The organism is Streptomyces sp. NPDC001922, assembly GCF_042891165.1.
Classification (GTDB): domain Bacteria; phylum Actinomycetota; class Actinomycetes; order Streptomycetales; family Streptomycetaceae; genus Streptomyces.
In genome coordinates, this window is sequence record NZ_JBIASV010000016.1 from 218,671 (window position 1) to 237,825 (window position 19,155).

At 73.3% G+C, this 19,155-nt stretch carries 19 protein-coding genes; 9 read left to right on the plus strand and 10 right to left on the minus strand.

The window, feature by feature from the left end:
* Positions 1 to 40 precede the first annotated feature (40 nt).
* Entirely contained in the window at positions 41 to 736 is a 696-nt protein-coding gene (locus ACFYYR_RS27925) for a hypothetical protein (RefSeq protein ID WP_388859271.1), read from the plus strand.
* A 334-nt stretch (positions 737 to 1,070) separates the two neighbouring features.
* On the opposite strand, the gene ACFYYR_RS27930 is transcribed toward ACFYYR_RS27925, so the two are convergent.
* The 3 genes from ACFYYR_RS27930 to ACFYYR_RS27940 form a co-directional block, all read right to left on the minus strand.
* A complete protein-coding gene (locus tag ACFYYR_RS27930; protein WP_388859360.1) occupies positions 1,071 to 2,204 on the minus strand; it encodes an Mrp/NBP35 family ATP-binding protein in 1,134 nt (377 codons plus the stop codon).
* 75 nt (positions 2,205 to 2,279) lie between these two features.
* The gene (locus ACFYYR_RS27935) at positions 2,280 to 2,837 is read right to left on the minus strand and encodes a DUF1003 domain-containing protein (RefSeq protein ID WP_388859274.1); all 558 of its coding nucleotides are present in this window, start codon (positions 2,835 to 2,837) and stop codon (positions 2,280 to 2,282) included.
* Positions 2,827 to 4,101 (minus strand): magnesium transporter MgtE N-terminal domain-containing protein, encoded by a 1,275-nt coding sequence (locus tag ACFYYR_RS27940; RefSeq protein ID WP_388859277.1) that lies wholly within the window; start codon positions 4,099 to 4,101, stop codon positions 2,827 to 2,829. The genes ACFYYR_RS27935 and ACFYYR_RS27940 overlap by 11 nt, the downstream gene beginning before the upstream one ends.
* Positions 4,102 to 4,276: 175 nt before the next feature.
* On the opposite strand from ACFYYR_RS27940, the gene ACFYYR_RS27945 reads away from it, so the two are divergent.
* Positions 4,277 to 5,020 (plus strand): hypothetical protein, encoded by a 744-nt coding sequence (locus ACFYYR_RS27945; protein WP_388859280.1) that lies wholly within the window; start codon positions 4,277 to 4,279, stop codon positions 5,018 to 5,020.
* An 85-nt stretch (positions 5,021 to 5,105) separates the two neighbouring features.
* On the opposite strand, the gene ACFYYR_RS27950 is transcribed toward ACFYYR_RS27945, so the two are convergent.
* Positions 5,106 to 5,666, minus strand: a complete 561-nt coding sequence (locus ACFYYR_RS27950) for a hypothetical protein (RefSeq protein ID WP_388859283.1) — start codon at positions 5,664 to 5,666, stop codon at positions 5,106 to 5,108.
* Between the two features lie 164 nt (positions 5,667 to 5,830).
* On the opposite strand from ACFYYR_RS27950, the gene ACFYYR_RS27955 reads away from it, so the two are divergent.
* Positions 5,831 to 6,757, plus strand: coding sequence for a DMT family transporter (locus ACFYYR_RS27955; RefSeq protein WP_388859286.1), 927 nt, complete (start codon positions 5,831 to 5,833; stop codon positions 6,755 to 6,757).
* Positions 6,758 to 6,833: 76 nt separating this feature from the next.
* On the opposite strand, the gene ACFYYR_RS27960 is transcribed toward ACFYYR_RS27955, so the two are convergent.
* Complete coding sequence (locus tag ACFYYR_RS27960) at positions 6,834 to 7,943, minus strand: magnesium and cobalt transport protein CorA (RefSeq protein WP_388859289.1); 1,110 nt, start codon at positions 7,941 to 7,943, stop codon at positions 6,834 to 6,836.
* 496 nt (positions 7,944 to 8,439) lie between these two features.
* Between ACFYYR_RS27960 and ACFYYR_RS27965 the strand changes: the two genes are divergently transcribed.
* The gene (locus ACFYYR_RS27965) at positions 8,440 to 9,024 is read left to right on the plus strand and encodes a suppressor of fused domain protein (protein WP_388859292.1); all 585 of its coding nucleotides are present in this window, start codon (positions 8,440 to 8,442) and stop codon (positions 9,022 to 9,024) included.
* A gap of 81 nt (positions 9,025 to 9,105) precedes the next feature.
* On the opposite strand, the gene ACFYYR_RS27970 is transcribed toward ACFYYR_RS27965, so the two are convergent.
* Entirely contained in the window at positions 9,106 to 10,365 is a 1,260-nt protein-coding gene (locus ACFYYR_RS27970) for an MFS transporter (protein WP_388859295.1), read from the minus strand.
* 164 nt (positions 10,366 to 10,529) lie between these two features.
* On the opposite strand from ACFYYR_RS27970, the gene ACFYYR_RS27975 reads away from it, so the two are divergent.
* From ACFYYR_RS27975 to ACFYYR_RS27985, 3 genes are all read left to right on the plus strand, one after another.
* Positions 10,530 to 11,168, plus strand: a complete 639-nt coding sequence (locus tag ACFYYR_RS27975) for a DUF6758 family protein (RefSeq protein ID WP_388859298.1) — start codon at positions 10,530 to 10,532, stop codon at positions 11,166 to 11,168.
* Positions 11,169 to 11,415: 247 nt separating this feature from the next.
* Positions 11,416 to 12,300, plus strand: a complete 885-nt coding sequence (locus tag ACFYYR_RS27980; protein WP_388859301.1) for a PHP domain-containing protein — start codon at positions 11,416 to 11,418, stop codon at positions 12,298 to 12,300.
* 72 nt (positions 12,301 to 12,372) lie between these two features.
* Positions 12,373 to 12,978, plus strand: a complete 606-nt coding sequence (locus ACFYYR_RS27985) for a MarC family protein (RefSeq protein ID WP_388859305.1) — start codon at positions 12,373 to 12,375, stop codon at positions 12,976 to 12,978.
* 72 nt (positions 12,979 to 13,050) lie between these two features.
* On the opposite strand, the gene ACFYYR_RS27990 is transcribed toward ACFYYR_RS27985, so the two are convergent.
* Positions 13,051 to 13,203, minus strand: coding sequence for a hypothetical protein (locus ACFYYR_RS27990; protein ID WP_351514972.1), 153 nt, complete (start codon positions 13,201 to 13,203; stop codon positions 13,051 to 13,053).
* Positions 13,204 to 13,466: 263 nt separating this feature from the next.
* Between ACFYYR_RS27990 and ACFYYR_RS27995 the strand changes: the two genes are divergently transcribed.
* Positions 13,467 to 14,402, plus strand: coding sequence for an NYN domain-containing protein (locus tag ACFYYR_RS27995; protein ID WP_388859308.1), 936 nt, complete (start codon positions 13,467 to 13,469; stop codon positions 14,400 to 14,402).
* Between the two features lie 76 nt (positions 14,403 to 14,478).
* Here ACFYYR_RS27995 and ACFYYR_RS28000 read toward each other — a convergent pair whose 3' ends face one another.
* Positions 14,479 to 15,387 carry an alpha/beta fold hydrolase gene (locus tag ACFYYR_RS28000; RefSeq protein WP_388859311.1) on the minus strand — a complete coding sequence of 303 codons (909 nt, stop codon included), beginning with the start codon at positions 15,385 to 15,387 and terminating at the stop codon, positions 14,479 to 14,481.
* A 204-nt stretch (positions 15,388 to 15,591) separates the two neighbouring features.
* Positions 15,592 to 17,325, minus strand: a complete 1,734-nt coding sequence (locus tag ACFYYR_RS28005; RefSeq protein WP_388859314.1) for a DEAD/DEAH box helicase — start codon at positions 17,323 to 17,325, stop codon at positions 15,592 to 15,594.
* Between the two features lie 463 nt (positions 17,326 to 17,788).
* On the opposite strand from ACFYYR_RS28005, the gene ACFYYR_RS28010 reads away from it, so the two are divergent.
* The gene (locus ACFYYR_RS28010; RefSeq protein ID WP_388859317.1) at positions 17,789 to 18,526 is read left to right on the plus strand and encodes a ferritin-like fold-containing protein; all 738 of its coding nucleotides are present in this window, start codon (positions 17,789 to 17,791) and stop codon (positions 18,524 to 18,526) included.
* Between the two features lie 76 nt (positions 18,527 to 18,602).
* Here ACFYYR_RS28010 and ACFYYR_RS28015 read toward each other — a convergent pair whose 3' ends face one another.
* The gene (locus ACFYYR_RS28015; RefSeq protein WP_388859320.1) at positions 18,603 to 18,869 is read right to left on the minus strand and encodes a hypothetical protein; all 267 of its coding nucleotides are present in this window, start codon (positions 18,867 to 18,869) and stop codon (positions 18,603 to 18,605) included.
* Positions 18,870 to 19,155 lie beyond the last annotated feature (286 nt).

A 19,155-nucleotide genomic window follows, 5' to 3' on the forward strand; every position in this document is an offset into this window, starting at 1 on the left:
TCGCACTGAGACGACGGGGCAACAAGGAGGCACCACGCAGATGGAGACGACCAGTCGGCCCGGGGCACAGGGGGCGCCCGACGAGCCCAGTACGTCCACCGATGTGGAGGCCGGAAGAGCGGCCCAGGACGTGCCGGGAGGCCGCAGTCTCGACGGCTATCTGCTGGCAGGCTTTCCCTGGTACGGGCTGGACGAGGCCTTCACCGGCCCGCGCTGGCTGATGCAGGTCGGCTCCGCTGCCGACGGCACGGTCGAACACGGGTCGACCGGACACGGCGAGGTGCCCTCGGTACGGGTCGAGACCGAGCACGCCAAGCAGCGCTTCACGGTCGTCGTCACGGTCGCCGACCGTCCGGTGCGGCGCAGCGCGGACGGCACCGGCACGCTGGAGGCCACCTCGGTCTCGTCGGCCGCCTGGCTGGCCGGTTCGGGCCTGCTCTCCTGCACCTGGCCGAGCCAGATGGAGCGGGCCCTGCGCGACGACTGGCTGAACCAGCAGACCGCGATCGCCTGGGAGCTGGCCGAGGACCCGTCCGCGCCCGACTGGACGTCGCTGTCGCTTCCGGTGGACGGCGTGCCCACCCCGTTCCACTACCGGGAGTCCGAGTACGGCTGGGTGCTGGCCGGTTCGTCACCGGCCCGGGAGGGCGTGCACGTCGGCGCCTACGGGCGCGGGATGAGCGCCTACGGCCTCGGCTTCTCCGTGATCAAGGACATCGCCGGATACACCGGCTGACGGACCGCGCCCCCGGCTCGGGGAGGCCGGCGGCGATCAGCGGGCCGGGCGGCGACGGGGGAACCGTCCGGCATCTCCGCAACCCTCGTGTCCCGGCCCACCGGAATGCCATCGGAGTCCCGCCGGAATCCCACCGGGTGCCTCCCGGAGCCCCACGCCCCGCTTCCCCGCCCGGAGAGCGCGCGCTCTCCGGCGCCTCCCGACCGTGCCCCGGCCCGCCGCGGCGGGCCCGGCGCCCGTCCCCGCCGCGGACACCCCGGGACGCGACGACGGCGGGGCGTTCCCGGAACTCCGCGCCCCGGAACACCCCGCCGTCGGACGGGTGTTGTGCGGTTCAGAACTTGTTGCGCGGGGTGAGCCCCAGCGTCATGCCCGCCAGGCCGCGCTGACGGCCGCCGAGCTTGCCCGCGATGTCCCGCAGCGCGCTGCCCGCGGGGGAGTCCGGGTCGGTGAGCACGACCGGCTTGCCCTCGTCGCCGCCCTCCCGCAGCCGGACGTCGATCGGGATGGCGCCGAGCACCGGGACCTCGGCACCGGTGGTCCGGGTCAGCCCCTCGGCGACCCGCTGCCCGCCGCCGGTGCCGAACACGTCGACCATCTCGTCGCAGTGCGGGCAGGGCAGCCCCGACATGTTCTCCACGACGCCGACGATCTTCTGGTGGGTCTGCACCGCGATGGAGCCGGCCCGCTCCGCCACCTCGGCGGCGGCCTGCTGAGGCGTCGTCACCACCAGGATCTCCGCGTTCGGCACCAGCTGCGCCACCGAGATGGCGATGTCACCGGTGCCCGGCGGCAGGTCGAGGAGGAGCACGTCCAGGTCGCCCCAGTAGACGTCCGCCAGGAACTGCTGGAGGGCGCGGTGCAGCATCGGGCCGCGCCAGACCACCGGGGCGTTGCCCGGGGTGAACATCCCGATCGAGATGACCTTCACGCCGTTCGCCGACGGCGGCATGATCATGTTCTCGACCTGGGTGGGGCGGCCGTCCGTACCCAGCATGCGCGGCACCGAGTGGCCGTAGATGTCGGCGTCGACGACACCGACCTTCAGCCCGTCCGCCGCCATCGCCGCGGCCAGGTTGACCGTGACCGAGGACTTGCCGACGCCGCCCTTGCCGGAGGCCACCGCGTACACCCGGGTCAGGGAGCCCGGCTTGGCGAACGGCACCTCGCGCTCCGCCGTGCCGCCGCGCAGCGAGGCGGTCAGCTCCTTGCGCTGCTCGTCGCTCATCACGTCGAGCTCGACGCTGACCCCGGTGACGCCCGGCACCCGGGAGACCGCCTCGGTGACCTCGCGGGTGATGGTGTCGCGCAGGGGGCAGCCGGAGACCGTCAGATAGACGCCGACCGCGACCGACCCGTCCGCCGCGATGTCCACCGATTTGACCATCCCGAGTTCGGTGATGGGGCGGTGGATCTCGGGGTCGTTCACCGTCGCGAGCGCGTCGCGCACCGCCTCTTCGGCGGGCACTGCGTCGGGGGCGTCGGTCGTGTCGGTAGCCATGCCCCGATGGTACGGCGCCGGACCGACGGCGAGGAAAGGACGTCAGCGGTCGCGTTGGTCACTTTCCGCAGGTCGCTGCTCATCCAGGTCCTTGAGCAGCTCCTCCAGCTCGGAGCGGATCCAGTCCCGGGTGGCGACCTCGCCGAGCCCCATCCGCAGCGCCGCCACCTCCCGGGTCAGGTACTCGGTGTCGGCGATGCTGCGCTCGTGCCGGGCGCGGTCCTGTTCGAGGCTGACGCGGTCCCGGTCCGACTGCCGGTTCTGGGCGAGGAGGATCAGCGGGGCGGCGTACGAGGCCTGCAGCGACAGCACCAGCGTCAGGAAGATGAACGGGTACTCGTCCCAGCGCAGATCCGACGGCGCGGCGATGTTCCACACCACCCAGAGCAGGATGACGACCGTCATCCAGACGATGAAGCGGCCGGTGCCCAGGAAGCGCGCGATCCGCTCCGAGAGCCGTCCGAAGGCGTCCGGGTCGTACTCCGGCAGCGGCCTGCGCCGCCGGATCTGCGGCAGGTCGAGACGGCGCACCCGCTCGGCGCGCTCCACCCGCTCCGGGCGCGGGCGGTCGGTGCGGCCGTCGCGGCGGTCAGCCTGCATGGGCGGCTCCCCACGCCCGGGGGACCTCGGACTCGCGCCAGTCCTCGGGCAGCATGTGGTCCAGGACGTCGTCCACCGTGACCGCCCCCAGCAGGTGCCCCGCCTCGTCGACGACGGGCGCCGCGACCAGGTTGTACGTCGCGAGGTAGCCGGCCAGCACCGGCAGCGGGGCGTCCGGCGGCAGCGGCTGCAGATCGCTGTCCACGATGGCCCCGACCAGGGTGAAGGGCGGGTCGCGGAGCAGCCGCTGGAAGTGCACCACGCCCAGGTAGGTGCCGGTGGGCGTCTGGTCGGGCGGCCGGCACACGTACACCTGCGCGGCGTGGGCGGGGGTCAGGTCCGGGTCGCGGACCCGGGCGAGGGCCACGGCGACCGTCGCGTCCGGCCGGAGCACGATCGGTTCGGTGGTCATGATGCCGCCCGCGGTGCTCTCCTCGTACGACATCAGCCGCCGCACGGAGGCGGCGTCGTGCGGGCGCATCAGGCCGAGGAGGCGTTCCTTGTCCGTCTCGGGCAGCTCGGAGAGGAGGTCGGCGGCGTCGTCCGGGTCCATGGCCTCCAGGACGTCGGCGGCCCGCTCCTCCTGGAGCTTGCCGAGGATCTCCACCCGGTCGTCGTCGGGCAGTTCCTCCAGGACGTCGGCGAGCCGGTCGTCGTCGAGCGCCGCCGCGACCTCGGCGCGGCGCTTGGCGGAGAGATGGTGCAGGACGTTCGCGAGGTCCGCGGGACGCAGCTGTTCGAAGGTGGCCAGCAGGTTGGCCGCGCCCTGCCCCTCCTCCTCGACGGAGAAGCCGGTGACGGCCGACCACTCGACGGTCAGGGTCTCGCCGCGGCGCCGCAGCGCGCCGCCCCGGCCGCGCCGGACGAAGACCTTGTCGATCTCCCAGTCCCGGCGGCCGGGCAGCTGGGTCACCGAGACGTCGAGGACGGTGACCTCCTCGCCCGTCTCCACCTGCCGCACCCGCCGGTCCAGCAGCTCGCCGATCACCAGGGTCTCCGTCGGCCGCTGTTCGAAGCGGCGCATGTTCATCACCCCGGTCGTGATGACCTGGCCGGACTCCACACCGGTGACCCGGGTCATCGGGACGAAGATCCGGTGCCTGCTGACGACCTCCACGACCAGCCCCAGCACGTGCGGCGGCCGGCCTCCCACCCGCAGCATCACCACCAGATCGCGCACCCGGCCGACCTGGTCGCCGTGGGGGTCGAACACCGCGACGCCCGCGAGGTGGGAGATGAAGACCCGGGGGGCGCCACCCGCCATGTCGCGCGCCTCCTTAAATCCGGGCAAAAGGTCTGATATCGGATTCAGGCTAACGTGCCCCGGTCGGGGCCGCCGGAACAGGGGAGCCGGACGGCTGCCTGTCGAGCCCCGGGTACCGCCCAGGTACGCTGCCGTCTGCTGTCGAGGTCACCCGCATCCAGGAGGCACAGCCGACGTGACTGCATTCCCCCGCACACGGAACGCGGTACTCGTGGGGGCCGTGTGCACGGGACTCGCCGCGGCGCTCGCCGGGTGCGGCAGCGGCGAGGACCCCGACGCCGGGACGAACGGCGTCGGCAAGCTCTCCGCGACGAAGATCGAGGGCAAGGCCCGCAAGGCCGTCGACGGCGCCGAGGCGGTACGGCTGGCGGGCAGCCTCGTCACCAAGGGGCGGACCTACCGGCTCGACATGCGGCTGAAGAAGGACGGCGGGATCGGCCAAGTCTCCACCAAGGGCAGGCGCTTCGAGCTGCTGCGGGTGGGGGACGAGCTCTACCTGAAGGCCGACACCGCCTTCTGGTCCGGCCAGCAGGGCGGCTCCACGCCCTCCGACAGCGCCGCGGCCAGCAAGCTCGACGACAAGTACGTCAAGGTGCCCAGCGGCGACCCCGCGTACAAGCAGCTCAGCGGCTTCACCGAGATGGACCTGATGCTCGACGGCCTGCTCGGTCTGCACGGCAAGCGCGCCGCCGGCGACCGCGGCAGCGTCGGAGGGGTGCGCACCGTCCGGGTCACCGCGGGGAACGGCGCCGGCGGCGCCTTCGACGTCTCGCTGGAGGGCACGCCCTACCCGCTGCGGCTGCAGCGCGCGGGCGGCGCCGGAGTGGTCCAACTCTCCGACTGGAACCAGGACTTCGGCCTGAAGGCGCCGGACAAGGAACACATCGTCGACTACGGCCGGCAGATCTCGACAAACTAGGGCTTGCCGTCCGGGCCGCTCCGGCCTTCCGCGGGCCCGCGGAATTCCCACGGAACTCGCGGACCTTCCGCCGTACCGGCCGTCCTCACTCCGCGGCGCCGCCCCGGCGGCGCCTGCGGCCCAGGAGCCCCCGGCCCAGCAGCTTCGGCAGTGCGGCGGGGATCGGACGCCGCGTGGTGGCGGGGGACTGCGGGGGCACGGCGGCCAGTGAGCCGTCCGGCAGCCCGCCGGGGGCACCCGCGGGCTCCAGCCGCAGCACCCGGCACTCCCGGGCCCAGCGGTCGGTGATCTGCTCGGCGTCCGGGGCGTTCAGCCGCTTCCCCTTCAGCTCGTCGACGGCGGCCTGCCAGCCCTCGCCGCCGGGAGCCAGCTCGGTCACCCGGGCCGGCCAGCTCACCAGACGGCCGCCCTTGTCCTTGCTGCGCACGGTCACCTCGGCGGTTCCGCCGTCGGTGAGACCGAGCCCGGTGAACGGCTGCTCGCCCGGACCGTCCCCGACGAGACAGGCGGCGCCGTCGAGCCACAGGTGCCACAGCGGGCGGGCCGGCGCGACCGCTCCGTCGCTGCCCCGGACCCAGATCAGGCCGGACTTCTTGGTGGCCTCCTCGATGAGGGCGCGGTCCATCAGGGCGGGCGTCTGCGTCATGACCTCACTCTAAGCCTCGCCGCCCGGCCGCCTCCGGTCCGGTCACGGCTGCGCCACCGGAGCCCCGGCATGACGGCGCCCGCCCCACGGGTGCGCCGCCCGCCCCGCGGCCTACGCTGAACGGGTCCGCTCCGCTCTCCCCCTCCGCACCCCGTGAGGACCCCGTGCCCGCAGCCCCGACCCGTAGCGGCCGGACCGCCGCCGCCCCCGGCGCGGTGTCCGCCCACCGGATCGACCTGCTGCTCCTCGCGGTGGCCGTCTCCGGGATCTCGTTCTCCGCGCCGCTCATCGCGGCGACCGCCGCACCGGCCCTGGCCATCGCGTTCTGGCGGAACGCCATGGGGGCCGGCGCGCTCGCCCCGCTCGCGCTGCTCCGGCACCGGTCCGAACTGCGCGGCATGGGCCGCCGGGAGCTGTTGCTGTCCGCCGCGGCCGGCGCCCTGCTCGCGCTGCACTTCGGGCTCTGGCTGCCCAGCCTGCGTCTGACGTCCGTGGCCTCCTCGATCGCGCTGGTCACCACCACGCCCATCTGGACGACCGTGGTGCTCCGGCTGCGCGGACACCGGCCGGCCCCCCTGGTCTGGGCGGGCACCGCCGTGGCGTTCCTCGGGGTGCTGGTGCTCACCGGGGTGGACCTGTCGCTGTCCCCGTCCGCCCTGGCCGGCGACGCCCTCGCGCTGGGCGGCGGTATGGCGGCGGCCGGGTACGTGCTGATCGGGTCCGCGGTGCGCCGCACCGTGACCACGACCGCCTACTCCTCCGTCTGCTACACCACGACCGCCGCGCTGCTGCTGGTCGTCTGCCTGGTCTCCGGCTCCGCGCTCACCGGGTACAGCGGGGAGACCTGGCTGAAGCTCGGCCTGCTCACCGTCTGCGCCCAGCTGCTCGGCCACACCCTGATCAACCGCGTGGTGCGCGGCCTCGGGCCGTCCGTGACCTCGACCGCGATCCTGCTGGAGACCCCGGGGGCGGCGCTGATCGCCGCGGTGTGGCTGGGCCAGACCCCGCCCCTGGCCGGCTGTGCGGCCCTGCTGGTGATCCTCGCCGGCCTCGCCCTGGTGATCAGGGGCGACCGCGAGCGGGTGCCCTGACGGACGCCCCGCCCCCGGCCGGCGGACGTGCGCCCGGAGCCGCCGGTGCGCTCGGTGCCCCGGTCTGAAGCCCCGCTCAGAGCCAGCCGTTGCGCTTGAAGCCCCGGTGGATCGCGAAGCAGATCCCGACGATCACCGCCATGACCGACGGGTAGCCGTACTTCCAGTGCAGCTCCGGCATGTAGGTGAAGTTCATGCCGTAGACACCGCAGATCATCGTGGGCACGGCGATGATCGCCGCCCATGCGGTGATCTTGCGCATGTCCTCGTTCTGGGCGACGGTCGCCTGCGCGAGGTTGGCCTGCAGGATGGAGTTCAGCAGGTCGTCGAAGGACACCACCTGCTCGTTGACCCGGGCCAGGTGGTCGGCGACGTCCCGGAAGTACTTCTGGATGTCCGGGTCGACCAGCCGCATCGGCCGCTCCGACAGCAGCTGCATCGGCCGCAGCAGCGGCGAGACCGCCCGCTTGAACTCCAGCACCTCCCGCTTGAGCTGGTAGATCCGGCTGGCGTCGCCGCCGCGGGCACTGCCGCCGCCGGGCGCCGAGCTGAAGACCTCGATCTCCACCTCGTCGATGTCGTCCTGCACCGCGTCGGCCACCGCGATGTAGCCGTCCACGACCTGGTCGGCGATGGCGTGCAGCACGGCCGAGGGGCCCTTGGCGAGGAGCTCCGGGTCGTCCTGGAGACGGTGCCGCAGGGCCCGCAGCGAGCCCTGGCCGCCGTGCCGGACGGTGATGATGAAGTCCCGGCCGGTGAAGCACATCACCTCGCCGGTCTCCACCACCTCACTGGTCGCGGTGAGCTCGGCGTGCTCGACGTAGTGGATGGTCTTGAAGACGGTGAACAGGGTGTCGTCGTACCGCTCCAGCTTGGGCCGCTGGTGCGCGTGGATCGCGTCCTCCACGGCGAGCGGGTGCAGCCCGAACTCCTGGGCGATACCGGCGAATTCCTGCTCGGTGGGCTCGTGCAGTCCGATCCAGGCGAAGCCACCCTCGGAGCGCACCCGGCGCATGGCCTCCCCGGGCGTCAGCTGCTCCCGGACACGGTTGCCGTCCCGGTACACGGCGCAGTCCACCACGGAGGTCGGCGCACCGGGCTGTTCGGTCCCGGTCCCGCCGTAGCCGGCGAGCCCCTTCCGCAGGGCGGGGCGCACGGCGGCACGCAGGTCACGGATCATCGACATGGCAGGCTCCTTTACGGGCCGGCCGTCGGCGGCTGGGTTCCGCGGGGGGAGGGTTCCCCGGGGGAACAGCGCTGCCCGTAATACCGACGTACGCGTGTTCTGCACGCCGGCAAAGCGGGCGGCACCGCTGTCGCCGCGGTGACGGCAAATCAAGGCACGGACGAGTCACAACGAGGTCGCTCTTCCGGATTGCCGTGAACCTCAGTGGTTTCGCCGCTCGGCGGCTGGGTACGGAGGCTTCAGATCGCGAAGAAGTGGCAGCGCACGGAAGAACTGTTGGTACTGCACGGTCGACTAGGATCCACCGCAGCCCCACCTCCTCCGGCCGGTTCCCCGTAGGGAAAACACGGATCGCGACATGCGCCGCGAGACTGATCATCAGGGCTCGGACATACGGTGCTGCTCCGTGCTGCCCTGATCAGCGGCCAAGACTATCAGTCGACCGGCGTGTCAAGTCTCGACTTTGCCTGCTGCATACGCGTTCTATGCTCACGGTATGTCAGACGTTCTTGAGCTGGTCGAAGCCCGGTTGCGGTCGGCGCTGGGTACGCCGGACGCGCGTGCCGCGGTCACCTTCCTGGGCACCGACCGCATCGAGGTCCTGCGCTTCGCCGACGGCGAGGTGGTGCGCTACGCCACGCTCGGCATGTCCGCGCAGCCGATGACCGACCCCACCGCCGCCCTCGCCGACCCGGTGCGCGGTCCCCGCGCCGAGCTGCTGATCTCGGTCCGCACCGGGCAGGCCGACACCGACAAGGTGCTCCGTCCGCTGGCCGTGCTGGCCGCCTCGCCGCAGGTCGAGGGGGTCGTCGTCGCGCCGGGGGCCTCGCTCGACGTGGGCGAGCCGCTCTGGCCGGAGGCGCCGTTCTCCTCCGTGCTCGTGGCGGAGTCCGGCGGACTGGTGGAGAACCTGGAGCTGGACGCGCCCCTGGACCCGGTGCGCTTCCTGCCGCTGCTGCCGATGACCGCCAACGAGGCGGCCTGGAAGCGGGTGCACGGAGCGGGTGCCCTGGAGAAGCGCTGGCTGACGCACGGCACGGACCTGCGCGATCCGCAGCGCAGGTCCGTACCGCTGGACTGAGGGGCCCTGGCGCCGTGAGCGCGCGGCCCGGGCGGGCACGGGGCGAGGGCCCCTGAGGGGGCGGGCCGCCGCCCCGGGACGTCAGGCGGGTTGGGCGGCGGGCACCGCGTCCTCCCGCTTGTGCGCCGGCCGCGGCTCCTCCGCGGCGCGGCTCAGCGAGCGGCGCCGGACCACCACCACGGCCGCCCCCGCGAGCGCCGCGCCCGCGGCGACCACGAACGGCATGTGGATGTCGGTCCACTCCTCGATCTTCGGTGCCAGGAACGGCGCCGCGGCGGCCGCGAACCAGCGGACGAAGTTGTAGCCCGCGCTGGCCACCGGGCGCGGCGCGTCGGACACCCCGAGCGCCAGCTCCGTGTAGACGGTGTTGTTCAGGCCGATGAGCGCGCCGGAGAGCACCGTGCAGACGATGGCGGTGGTGCGGTCGCCGTAGCCGAGCACCAGCAGGTCCGCCGCGAACAGCACGAGGGACCCGCCCAGCACCGCCGGGGAGCCGAAGCGCTCCTGGAGGCGGGGCGCCACCAGCACGGAGAAGACGGCGAGCAGCACACCCCAGGCGCAGAAGACCGCGCCCGAGCCGTACGGGGTCATGTTCAGCACGAACGGTGTGAAGGCCAGCACCGTGAAGAAGGCGTAGTTGTAGAAGAACGCCGAGGCGGCGGCCGAGGCGAGCCCGCCGTGGCCGAGCGCCCGGACCGGGTCGAGCAGGGACGTCCGCCGGGCCGGCCGCGGCTGCTCCTTCAGGAACGCGGTGATCGCGACGAAGCCGATGGCCATCAGCGCGGCGGTGCCGAAGAACGGGTAGCGCCAGTTCAGGTCGCCGAGCACCGCGCCGAGCAGCGGTCCGCAGGCCATGCCGAGGCCGAGCGCGGACTCGTAGAGCAGGATCGCCGCCGCGCTGCCGCCCGACGCCGCGCCCACGATCACCGCCAGTGAGGTGGAGACGAAGAGCGCGTTGCCCAGGCCCCAGCCCGCGCGGAAGCCGACCAGCTCGCCGACCGAGCTGGAGGTGCCGGAGAGCGCGGCGAAGACGACCACCAGCGCGAGACCGGCCAGCAGGGTGCGGCGGCCGCCGATCCGGCTGGACACGAAGCCGGTGAGCAGCATGGCGACGGCGGTGATCAGGAAGTACGAGGTGAAGAGCAGGGAGACCTGGCTCGGCGTGGCCTGCAGCCCCCGGGCGATCGACGGCAGGATCGGGTCGACCAGGCCGATGCCCATGAACGCCACCACGGCCGCGCCGGCCGTGGCCCAGACGGCCCCCGGCTGGCGCAGGATGCTGGGACGGCCGGCCTCGAAGGGGTCCTCCACGGCGCCGCCGCTGCTTCTGCTCTGCTGCATGGTCTGCCACTTCCTCCGGCTCGGCGGAACATCGTTGTGCATGACACACAGTAGGTTAGGCAGCCTAATTAATGCAAGCTACACGTAAATCGCCCCGACGCCGTCGCAACCGGACGGGTGATCGTCCTTGACGCGGCGACGGCCGGGGAGGACCGTGGGGGCCTATGAGGGGCGAACCCAGTTGCCCGAAGTGCGGTGGCCGGGTCCGGGCACCCGGTCTCTTCGCGGATTCGTGGCAGTGCGACATTCACGGCACCGTGCACCCTCTGCAACCCGTCGTCCCGCCGAGCGTCGAAGCGCTCGGCGTGGTCGTGGGCCGGACCCACGTCCCGGTGTGGATGCCGTGGCCGCTGCCCATCGGCTGGCTGTTCACCGGGGTCGCGTGCGCCGGTGACGACCGCAACGGCGGCCGGGCCACGGCTGTCGCCTGCTCAGGACCCGGACCGCTGGGCGGAGTCGGCGAACTGATCCTGGTGGCCGAGGAGCTGGGCGTCGGACTGGGGGCCCGGTACGCCGGCCTTCCCGGGCCCGACCCCGGATCGCGGCTCTGCGTGGACAAGCCACCGGACGCCAAGGTGCTGGCCGCCGGCCGGCCCACGCCGCTCTGGCACGTCGGCGGCGTCCCCGGGGACCGGGCGGTCTTCGCGGGGGAGGCGCGCGGCCTGTGGCTGTGGGCGATCGTCTGGCCGGAGCTGTCCGGGCTGCTGCTCTACGACGAGGTGGTGCTCACCGATCTGCGCGAGGCGGGCGCCGAGATCGACCTCGTGCCGTGCGGGGCGCTCTCGCCCCGGATCCTCTCCTGACCCCGGCGCGGACCCCGGCGCCTGCCCGGAGCCGTTGACGGCCTGCCGTCGCGCCCGGGCCGCCTTCCGAAGGCCGGACTGCCGAGTGCGGCTGCCGCACCTTCACAGTCGCTGGGAAAGCAGGGTTCCGAACGGGTCCTCCCCCGGTGCCGCGGGCGGTGCCGAACCGCTCCGTCCGGGGCGGTGCGCCCGCCCCGTTATCCTGGAGCGTCCCCCCGTCCGAGACCGAAGCCCGGAGGCGTGCCGCGTGCGTATCGACCTGCACACCCACTCCACCGCTTCGGACGGCACGGACACCCCCGCCGAGCTGGTGCGGAACGCCGCGGCGGCCGGACTCGACGTCGTGGCGCTCACCGACCACGACACGGTCGGCGGCCACGCCGCGGCGAAGGCCGCGCTGCCCTCGGGCCTGACCCTGGTCACCGGCGCGGAGCTCTCCTGCCGGCTCGCCCCCGCCTCGCCGGAGGCGGAGGAGCGGGACGGCATCGGCCTCCATCTGCTCGCCTACCTCTTCGACCCCGACGAGCCCGACCTCGCCCGTGAGCGGGAGCTCGTCCGGGACGACCGGGTCCCCCGGGCGCAGGCCATGGTCGCCCGGCTGCGCGAGCTGGGCGTGGGCATCACCTGGGAGCGGGTGGCGGAGATCGCGGGCGACGGGGCCGTCGGCCGGCCGCACATCGCCACCGCCCTGGTCGAGCTGGGCGTCGTGCCGACCGTCTCCGACGCCTTCACCCCGGACTGGCTCGCCAACGGCGGACGCGCCTACGTCGAGAAGCACGAACTCGACCCGTTCGACGCCATCCGTCTGGTCAAGGCGGCGGGCGGGGTCGCCGTCCTGGCCCACCCGCTGGCCGTCAAGCGCGGCGCCTGCGTGCCCGAGAGCGCCCTGGCGGAGCTCGCCGCGGCGGGGCTGGACGGCGTCGAGGCCGACCACATGGATCACGACCCGGCGACCCGGGCCCGGCTGCGCGGCCTCGCCGCCGACCTCGGCCTGCTGGCCACCGGATCCAGCGACTACCACGGCAGCCGCAAGACCTGCCGCCTCGGGGAGTACGTCACCGACCCCGAGGTCTACGGCGAGATCGTGCGCCGGGCGACCGGTGCCTTCCCCGTGCCCGGCACGGGCGGCTGACCCGCCCCGCACCCCGACCGTCCGTTACGGCTCCCGCCGCTTCTCGTACCACTCTCCCCGCAAGGCTGCACCGTGTTCGACATCGCTCTGTTCGGATCCGTCTTCGTTACGCTCTTCGTGATCATGGATCCGCCCGGCATCACGCCCATCTTCCTCGCGCTGACCTCCGGCCGGGCCGTCAAGGTCCAGCGCCGGATGGCGCTCCAGGCGGTTCTCGTCGCCTTCGGCGTCATCGCCGTCTTCGGCATCTGCGGTCAGCAGATCCTCGACTACCTGCACGTCTCCGTGCCCGCCCTGATGGTCGCGGGCGGACTGCTGCTGCTGCTCGTCGCCCTCGACCTGCTCACCGGCAAGACGGACGAGCCCACGCAGACCAAGGACGTCAATGTGGCCCTCGTGCCGCTGGGCATGCCGCTGCTCGCCGGTCCGGGCGCCATCGTCACCGTGATCCTGGCGGTGCAGCGGGCCCATGACTTCAGCGGTCAGCTCTCGGTCTGGGCGGCCATCCTCGCCATGCACGTCGTGCTGTGGGTGACCATGCGGTACTCGCTGCTGATCATCCGGCTGATCAAGGACGGCGGCGTGGTGCTGGTCACCCGGCTGTCCGGCATGCTGCTCTCGGCGATCGCGGTCCAGCAGATCGCGAACGGCGTGACCCAGTTCATCCAGGGCGCCTGACGCCGGCCGAGCGCGCCCCCGGGACAGCGCAACGCCCCCGCACGGTGTGTGCGGGGGCGCTGCGCGGAAGTACTACCGGGCCGCGGTGTCGGCCGGGCGGATGTAGATGCGCGTGCCGCTCGCCGCGGCCTGCTGCACTATCCGGTTGACGGAGGCGGCGTCCACGACGGTGCTGTCCACGGCGGTGCCGTCGACGTCGTCGAGGTGCATGATCTCGAAGCGCATAGGGCTTCTCCCTTCGTCTGATCCTCCTGGAGGAGAACTCTGGTGCGGGATTCATTCCACGATGGGCCCGCGATTCGACACGGTCATTGCCTGACCGTTAAGAGTGGATTGCGTGACTTCGGTGTCCCGCGTGGTGCTCGGTACAACCGAGGTGCACCCTGCAAACATTCCCTACGCTAAGGAAAATATTCGCATGACTAACTACTGGCGGGTAAGACCGCAGGTTGTGACCGTTCTCCGGGGACCCGGAGAATGAATCCCGTATGAGCGACGCAGAGCCCCCGAGGCCCATCGACCCCGCCGCGGTCACCGCCGGCATCGAGCGGACGAACGAGCTGCTCCAGCGCGTGCTGGCGAAGGTCTCGACCACGCCCTCGATCCACGCGGTGTTCGCCGACGCCGGCTACGTGTACGCGGCCATGGGGCGGCTCGCCGCCGGCACCGAGGACCGGCGCGCCTTCGACCTCGACGCCGAGGGGCTCATCGACGCGTTCATCGACAAGGCCCGGACGATCTTCCCGGACAGCCGGCTGCTCCGCGTCTACTGGTACGACGGCGCCCGGCGCCGTCTCCACACCACCGAGCAGCAGCGGATCGCCGAGCTGCCCGACGTCAAGGTCCGGCTGGGCAACCTCAACGCCAACAACCAGCAGAAGGGCGTCGACTCCCTGATCCGCACCGATCTGGAGACCCTCGCCCGCCACCGTGCCATCAGCGACGCGGTGCTGATCGGCGGCGACGAGGACCTGGTCTCCGCCGTCGAGGCGGCGCAGAGCTACGGGGCCCGGGTGCACCTGTGGGGCATCGAGGCCACGGGCGGCCGCAACCAGGCCGACCCGCTGCTCTGGGAGGTCGACAGCCAGCGCACCTTCGACCTCGACTTCTGCAAGCCGTACGTGACCCGGCGGTCCGCCGCGTACGAGCCGTACCCGGACCCCGGCGGCGAGGCCTGTCCCGCGCCCGGCCGCGAGGACGTCCGCTTCGTCGGTGCCCGGGTGGCCTCCCGATGGCTGGGGGAGCGCGGCCGGGACGCCCTGGCCGAGCTGCTGCCCGGCCACCCCTACCTCCCGGGCTCCACGGACCAGGAGCTGCTGAACGAGGCCGAGGGGCTGCTCCAGCACTCCCTGCGGGGCCATGCTGACCTGCGGCGGGCGCTCCGCGACGGCTTCTGGGACCACCTCCAGGCCCAGCTGCTCTGACCGGGCCCCGGCCGTTCGGACCGGGCCGGGACCCGCGGCGCCCGGGAAACCGGCTCCGGCTTCCTCCGGCGCGCTGTCAGGCCCCGACACCCTCCCGGGCGCCGACGCCCTCCCAGGCCCCGTCGTCCTCCCAGAATGCGGCGAGGGCCTCCGCCGTCGGCTGCGGCTGCTCCGCGGCGGGGGAGTGCTCGGCGCCGTCGATCACCGCGCGCCGGGCCGCCAGCCGGTCCGCCATGGCGTCCATCAGCGGCACCGGCCAGGCGTAGTCGACCACACCGGAGAGCACCAGCTTCGGCAGTGGCACCGCGGCCAGCTCGTCGGCCCGGTCCGGCTCGCCGATCAGCTGCTTCCCGGTGGCGATCAGCTGTTCCGGGACGGTGCCCTGCCAGCGGCGGTGCAGGAACTCCCGCACCGCGGGCGGGGTCGCGTCCCCCGCGGCCTCCGGCGGGTCGAGTTCCCGCATCGCCTGCCAGACCGTCTCCATGTCCCACACCAGCAGCGCGTCGACCAGCAGCTTGGTGCGGGCCTGCTGGGCCTCGCAGATCGCCCCCGGCCCGGAACTCATGATCGTCAGCGAGGTGAACGGCGTGCGGTCCGCCAGGACGGCGGCACGGGCGATCAGGCCGCCCAGGGAGTGGCCCACCAGGTGCACCGGCCCGCCGTCCGCGCCCACCGCGGCGGCCAGCGCGAGGACGTCCCGGGCCAGCTCCGCCTGCGCGTACGCGCCCTCGTCGCGCGGGCCGCCGGACTCGTGCTGCCCGCGCCCGTCGACGGCGACGACCCGGAAGCCGCGGTGGGCGAGGGGCTCCAGCAGCGCGATGAAGTCCTCCTTGCTGCCGGTGAATCCGGGCACGAGAAGGGCGCTGCCGCGCTGCGGGGTCCCGGCCGGCGGAACGGCGTCGTGCACCGCGAAGTCGCCGCGCGCGGTGCCGAGTCGGTGGGCCCGGGCGCACGGGGGGAGGGTGAGGAAGGGGGGCCTGCTCATGCGGTTGAGGCTAGCGGCCGTCCCTGACGTCCCGGCATCCGGCGGGCGGCACCGCCGCGCCGGGCGTGCGGAATCCGCCGAACGGACGGATGACTGCGCCACCGGGCTGGTGGCCGGCAGGGGAGGAGCTGTGCGGCGGCGGATCCGGAACGCCGGACGGCCCGCACCCCGGGTGGGGTGCGGGCCGTCCGGCGTTCTGCTGTGTCAGCTCTCCGGCGCGGTCTCGGCCTTGGCGGCCGTGGAGCGCGTCCGGCGGCGACGGCGGGGCTTGGCGGCGTCGCCCGCCGCCTCACCGGCCTCCGGCGCCGCGGCCTCGGCCGCCTCGCCCTCCGGCTTCGCGGAGCGCGTCCGACGGCGCCGGGGAGCCGGTGCGGCCTCCCCGTCGGCCGCCGGGGCCGGTGCGGTCTCCGTGGCGGCCTTGGAGGCGGCCGAGCGGGTCCGGCGGCGGGCCGGCTTGGCCTCGGCGCCCTCCGCCGTGTCGACCGCGGCCTCGGCGGCCTCCGGAGCGGCGCCCGCGCCCGAGCGGGTCCGGCGCCGGCGGCGCGGGGTCCGCGGCCCGGCGGACCCGGCCTCCGGCTCCGCGGCGTCCGCAGCGGTCTCCCCGGCGGTCGCGGCGCTGTCGGCGGGCGTCGCGGCGTCCTGGGGCACACCTCCGCGGGTCCGGCGGCGCTGGCGCGGGGTCCGGGTGCGCTGCGGGCGCTCCTCCTCGACGGCGGCGCCACGGCCGCCCCGGCGGCCTCGGCCACCGGTCTCGCCGAGGTCCTCGATCTCCTCGGCGCCGAGACCGGCCCGGGTCCGCTCGGACCGCGGCAGGATGCCCTTGGTGCCCTCCGGGATGCTCAGCATCTCGTAGAGGTGCGGAGAGGTGGAGTACGTCTCCGCCGGGTCGTTGAACGGCAGGTCCAGCGCCTTGTTGATCAGCTGCCAGCGCGGGATGTCGTCCCAGTCGACGAGGGTGACGGCGGTACCCGAGGCACCCGCGCGGCCGGTCCGGCCGATGCGGTGCAGATAGGTCTTCTCGTCCTCGGGCGACTGGTAGTTGATGACGTGGGTCACGCCCTCGACGTCGATTCCGCGGGCCGCGACGTCGGTGCACACCAGCACGTCGACCTTGCCGTTGCGGAACGCGCGCAGCGCCTGCTCCCGCGCCCCCTGGCCGAGGTCGCCGTGGACGGCGCCGGCGGCGAAGCCGCGCCGGGTGAGCTGGTCCGCGATGTCGGCCGCGGTCCGCTTCGTCCGGCAGAAGATCATCGCGAGCCCGCGGCCGTCGGCCTGGAGGATCCGCGCGACCATCTCGGGCTTGTCCATGGAGTGGGCCCGGAAGACGTGCTGCGTGGTGTTGGCGACGGTCTGGCCCTCGTCGTCCGGCGAGGTCGCGCGGATGTGCGTGGGCTGGGACATGTAGCGCCGCGCCAGCGAGATCACCGCACCCGGCATGGTGGCCGAGAACAGCATGGTCTGCCGCTTGGCCGGCAGCTGCTGGATGATCTTCTCGACGTCCGGCAGGAAGCCCAGGTCGAGCATCTCGTCGGCCTCGTCGAGCACCAGGGCCCGGACCGAGGAGAGGCTCAGCTTCTTCTGGCCGGCGAGGTCGAGCAGCCGCCCCGGGGTGCCGACGATCACGTCGACGCCCTTCTTGAGCGCCTCGACCTGCGGCTCGTACGCCCGGCCGCCGTAGATGGAGAGGACCCGGATGTTGCGGACCTTGCCCGCGGTGAGCAGGTCGTTGGTGACCTGCTGGCAGAGCTCGCGGGTGGGGACGACCACGAGCGCCTGCGGGGCGTCGGTGAGCTGCTCGGGCTGCGCCCGGCCCGCCTCGACGTCCGCGGGGACGGTGACGCGCTCCAGCAGCGGAAGGCCGAAACCGAGCGTCTTGCCGGTTCCGGTCTTGGCCTGGCCGATGACGTCGTTGCCGGCGAGGGCCACGGGGAGTGTCATCTCTTGGATGGGGAAGGGGGACGTGATGCCGACGGCCTCGAGGGCTTCGGCTGTCTCGGGGAGGATCCCGAGGTCTCGGAACGTAGTCAGGATGCTTGCCTCTTCTGTGAGACGCGGCGCACAGGGGCGAGGAGGGTCGTACCGCGCCGGGATCGACCGGCCGTGGGTGGCCGAATGGCGCAGGACCACTGGGCTCTCGCGCATCCGCTCGCGCCGCGAGCGGGACCCCTGTCGGCGGTGCGTGTATTGCCCACACTCCGCACGGAGGGCCTGTCGGTCGGAGCCGATCGGGCCTCCGACCGGGCATCCGCATTCATGCGATGACCCACCGACTCATCGGCGGGTGCATTATCACTGTACCCCGGATTCGCGCATCCGTGTTGTGCGAATCGTCGGGCGGTGTCCGTCGCGCGTGTCTGACCAGGGCCTTCCCCGTCGAGCCGAGCGGGCTATTGTGCGCTCCATGGAGACGTCTGACGAGACCCCCGACCCCGCCGCGCAGCCCACCGGGATCGCAGCCCAGGACTGGGCCACGGCATCCGCCGAGCCGCAGTACCGCGCCGCCGTGGTGGACCTGCTCGGTGCGCTGGCCTACGGCGAGCTGGCGGCCTTCGAGCGGCTCGCGGAGGACGCCAAGCTGGCGCCCACGCTGGAGGACAAGGCGGAGCTGGCGAAGATGGCATCGGCCGAGTTCCACCATTTCGAGCGGCTGCGGGACCGCCTCGCGGCCATCGACGCGCAGCCGACCGAGGCGATGGCACCGTTCGCCGCCGCGCTGGACGAGTTCCACCGCCAGACCGCGCCGTCCGACTGGCTGGAGGGCCTGGTCAAGGCCTACGTCGGGGACTCGATCGCCAGTGACTTCTACCGGGAGGTGGCGGCCCGGCTGGACGCCGACACCCGCAAGCTGGTGCTCCAGGTGCTCGACGACACCGGGCACGCGTCGTTCGCCGTGGAGAAGGTGCGTGCGGCGATCGAGGCCGAGCCCCGGGTCGGCGGCCGGCTGGCGCTGTGGGCGCGGCGGCTGATGGGCGAGGCGCTCAGCCAGGCGCAGCGGGTCGTCGCGGACCGGGACGCCCTCTCCACGATGCTCGTCGGCGGGGTCGCCGACGGCTTCGACCTGGCGGAGGTCGGCAAGATGTTCTCGCGGATCACCGAGGCGCACACCAAGCGGATGGCCGCTCTGGGCCTGGCCGCCTGACGTTCTTCTCCGGGTCCCCGGGCACTGGCCCGGGACCCGGACCGTGCAAAAAGGCGGCCCGGCGGCCGGTGGGCCGTCAGGCCGCCGCTGAGCGGCGCATCCGTCCCGATGGGCGGATCAGCAGCGAGAGCAGTGCCACGCACATCACCACGGCGCCGACGAGCGTCGCCAGCGGATGACCGCCGCCCACCGCGGTGTGCGTGACCAGGCCACCGAAGAGCGCCGCGACGGCGCCGGTGGCGAACACGAGCGGAGGGGCCGGGAGCCGCTCAGGGAGCCGGCGGGTGCTCGCGTAGGCGATCGCGAGACCGATGACCACTGAGCCGAGCGCTTCCCAGAACATGGTGAATATCCCTCCCGTTACTACAGGTGGCAGGCAGGTGCAAACCGGTCCACGGCGGTCGTACCCCCACCCTGCGGAAGGTAATCCTCCGGATGGCCGTGCGCAGTGGGGCGGCCGGTGTGCGGGAGGGGCGCGCGGCGGGGCGCCCTCCAGGAGCGCAGACGAAAGCGGACGGCGGGCCCGGGGGGGGTTGGCCCCCGGCCGCCCGCCCCGGGGGGGGGGGGGGGCGCGGCCGCCGCAGCAGGGGCCCACCCCCACCATGCGGGGGGGGGGGGGACCCCGCTCC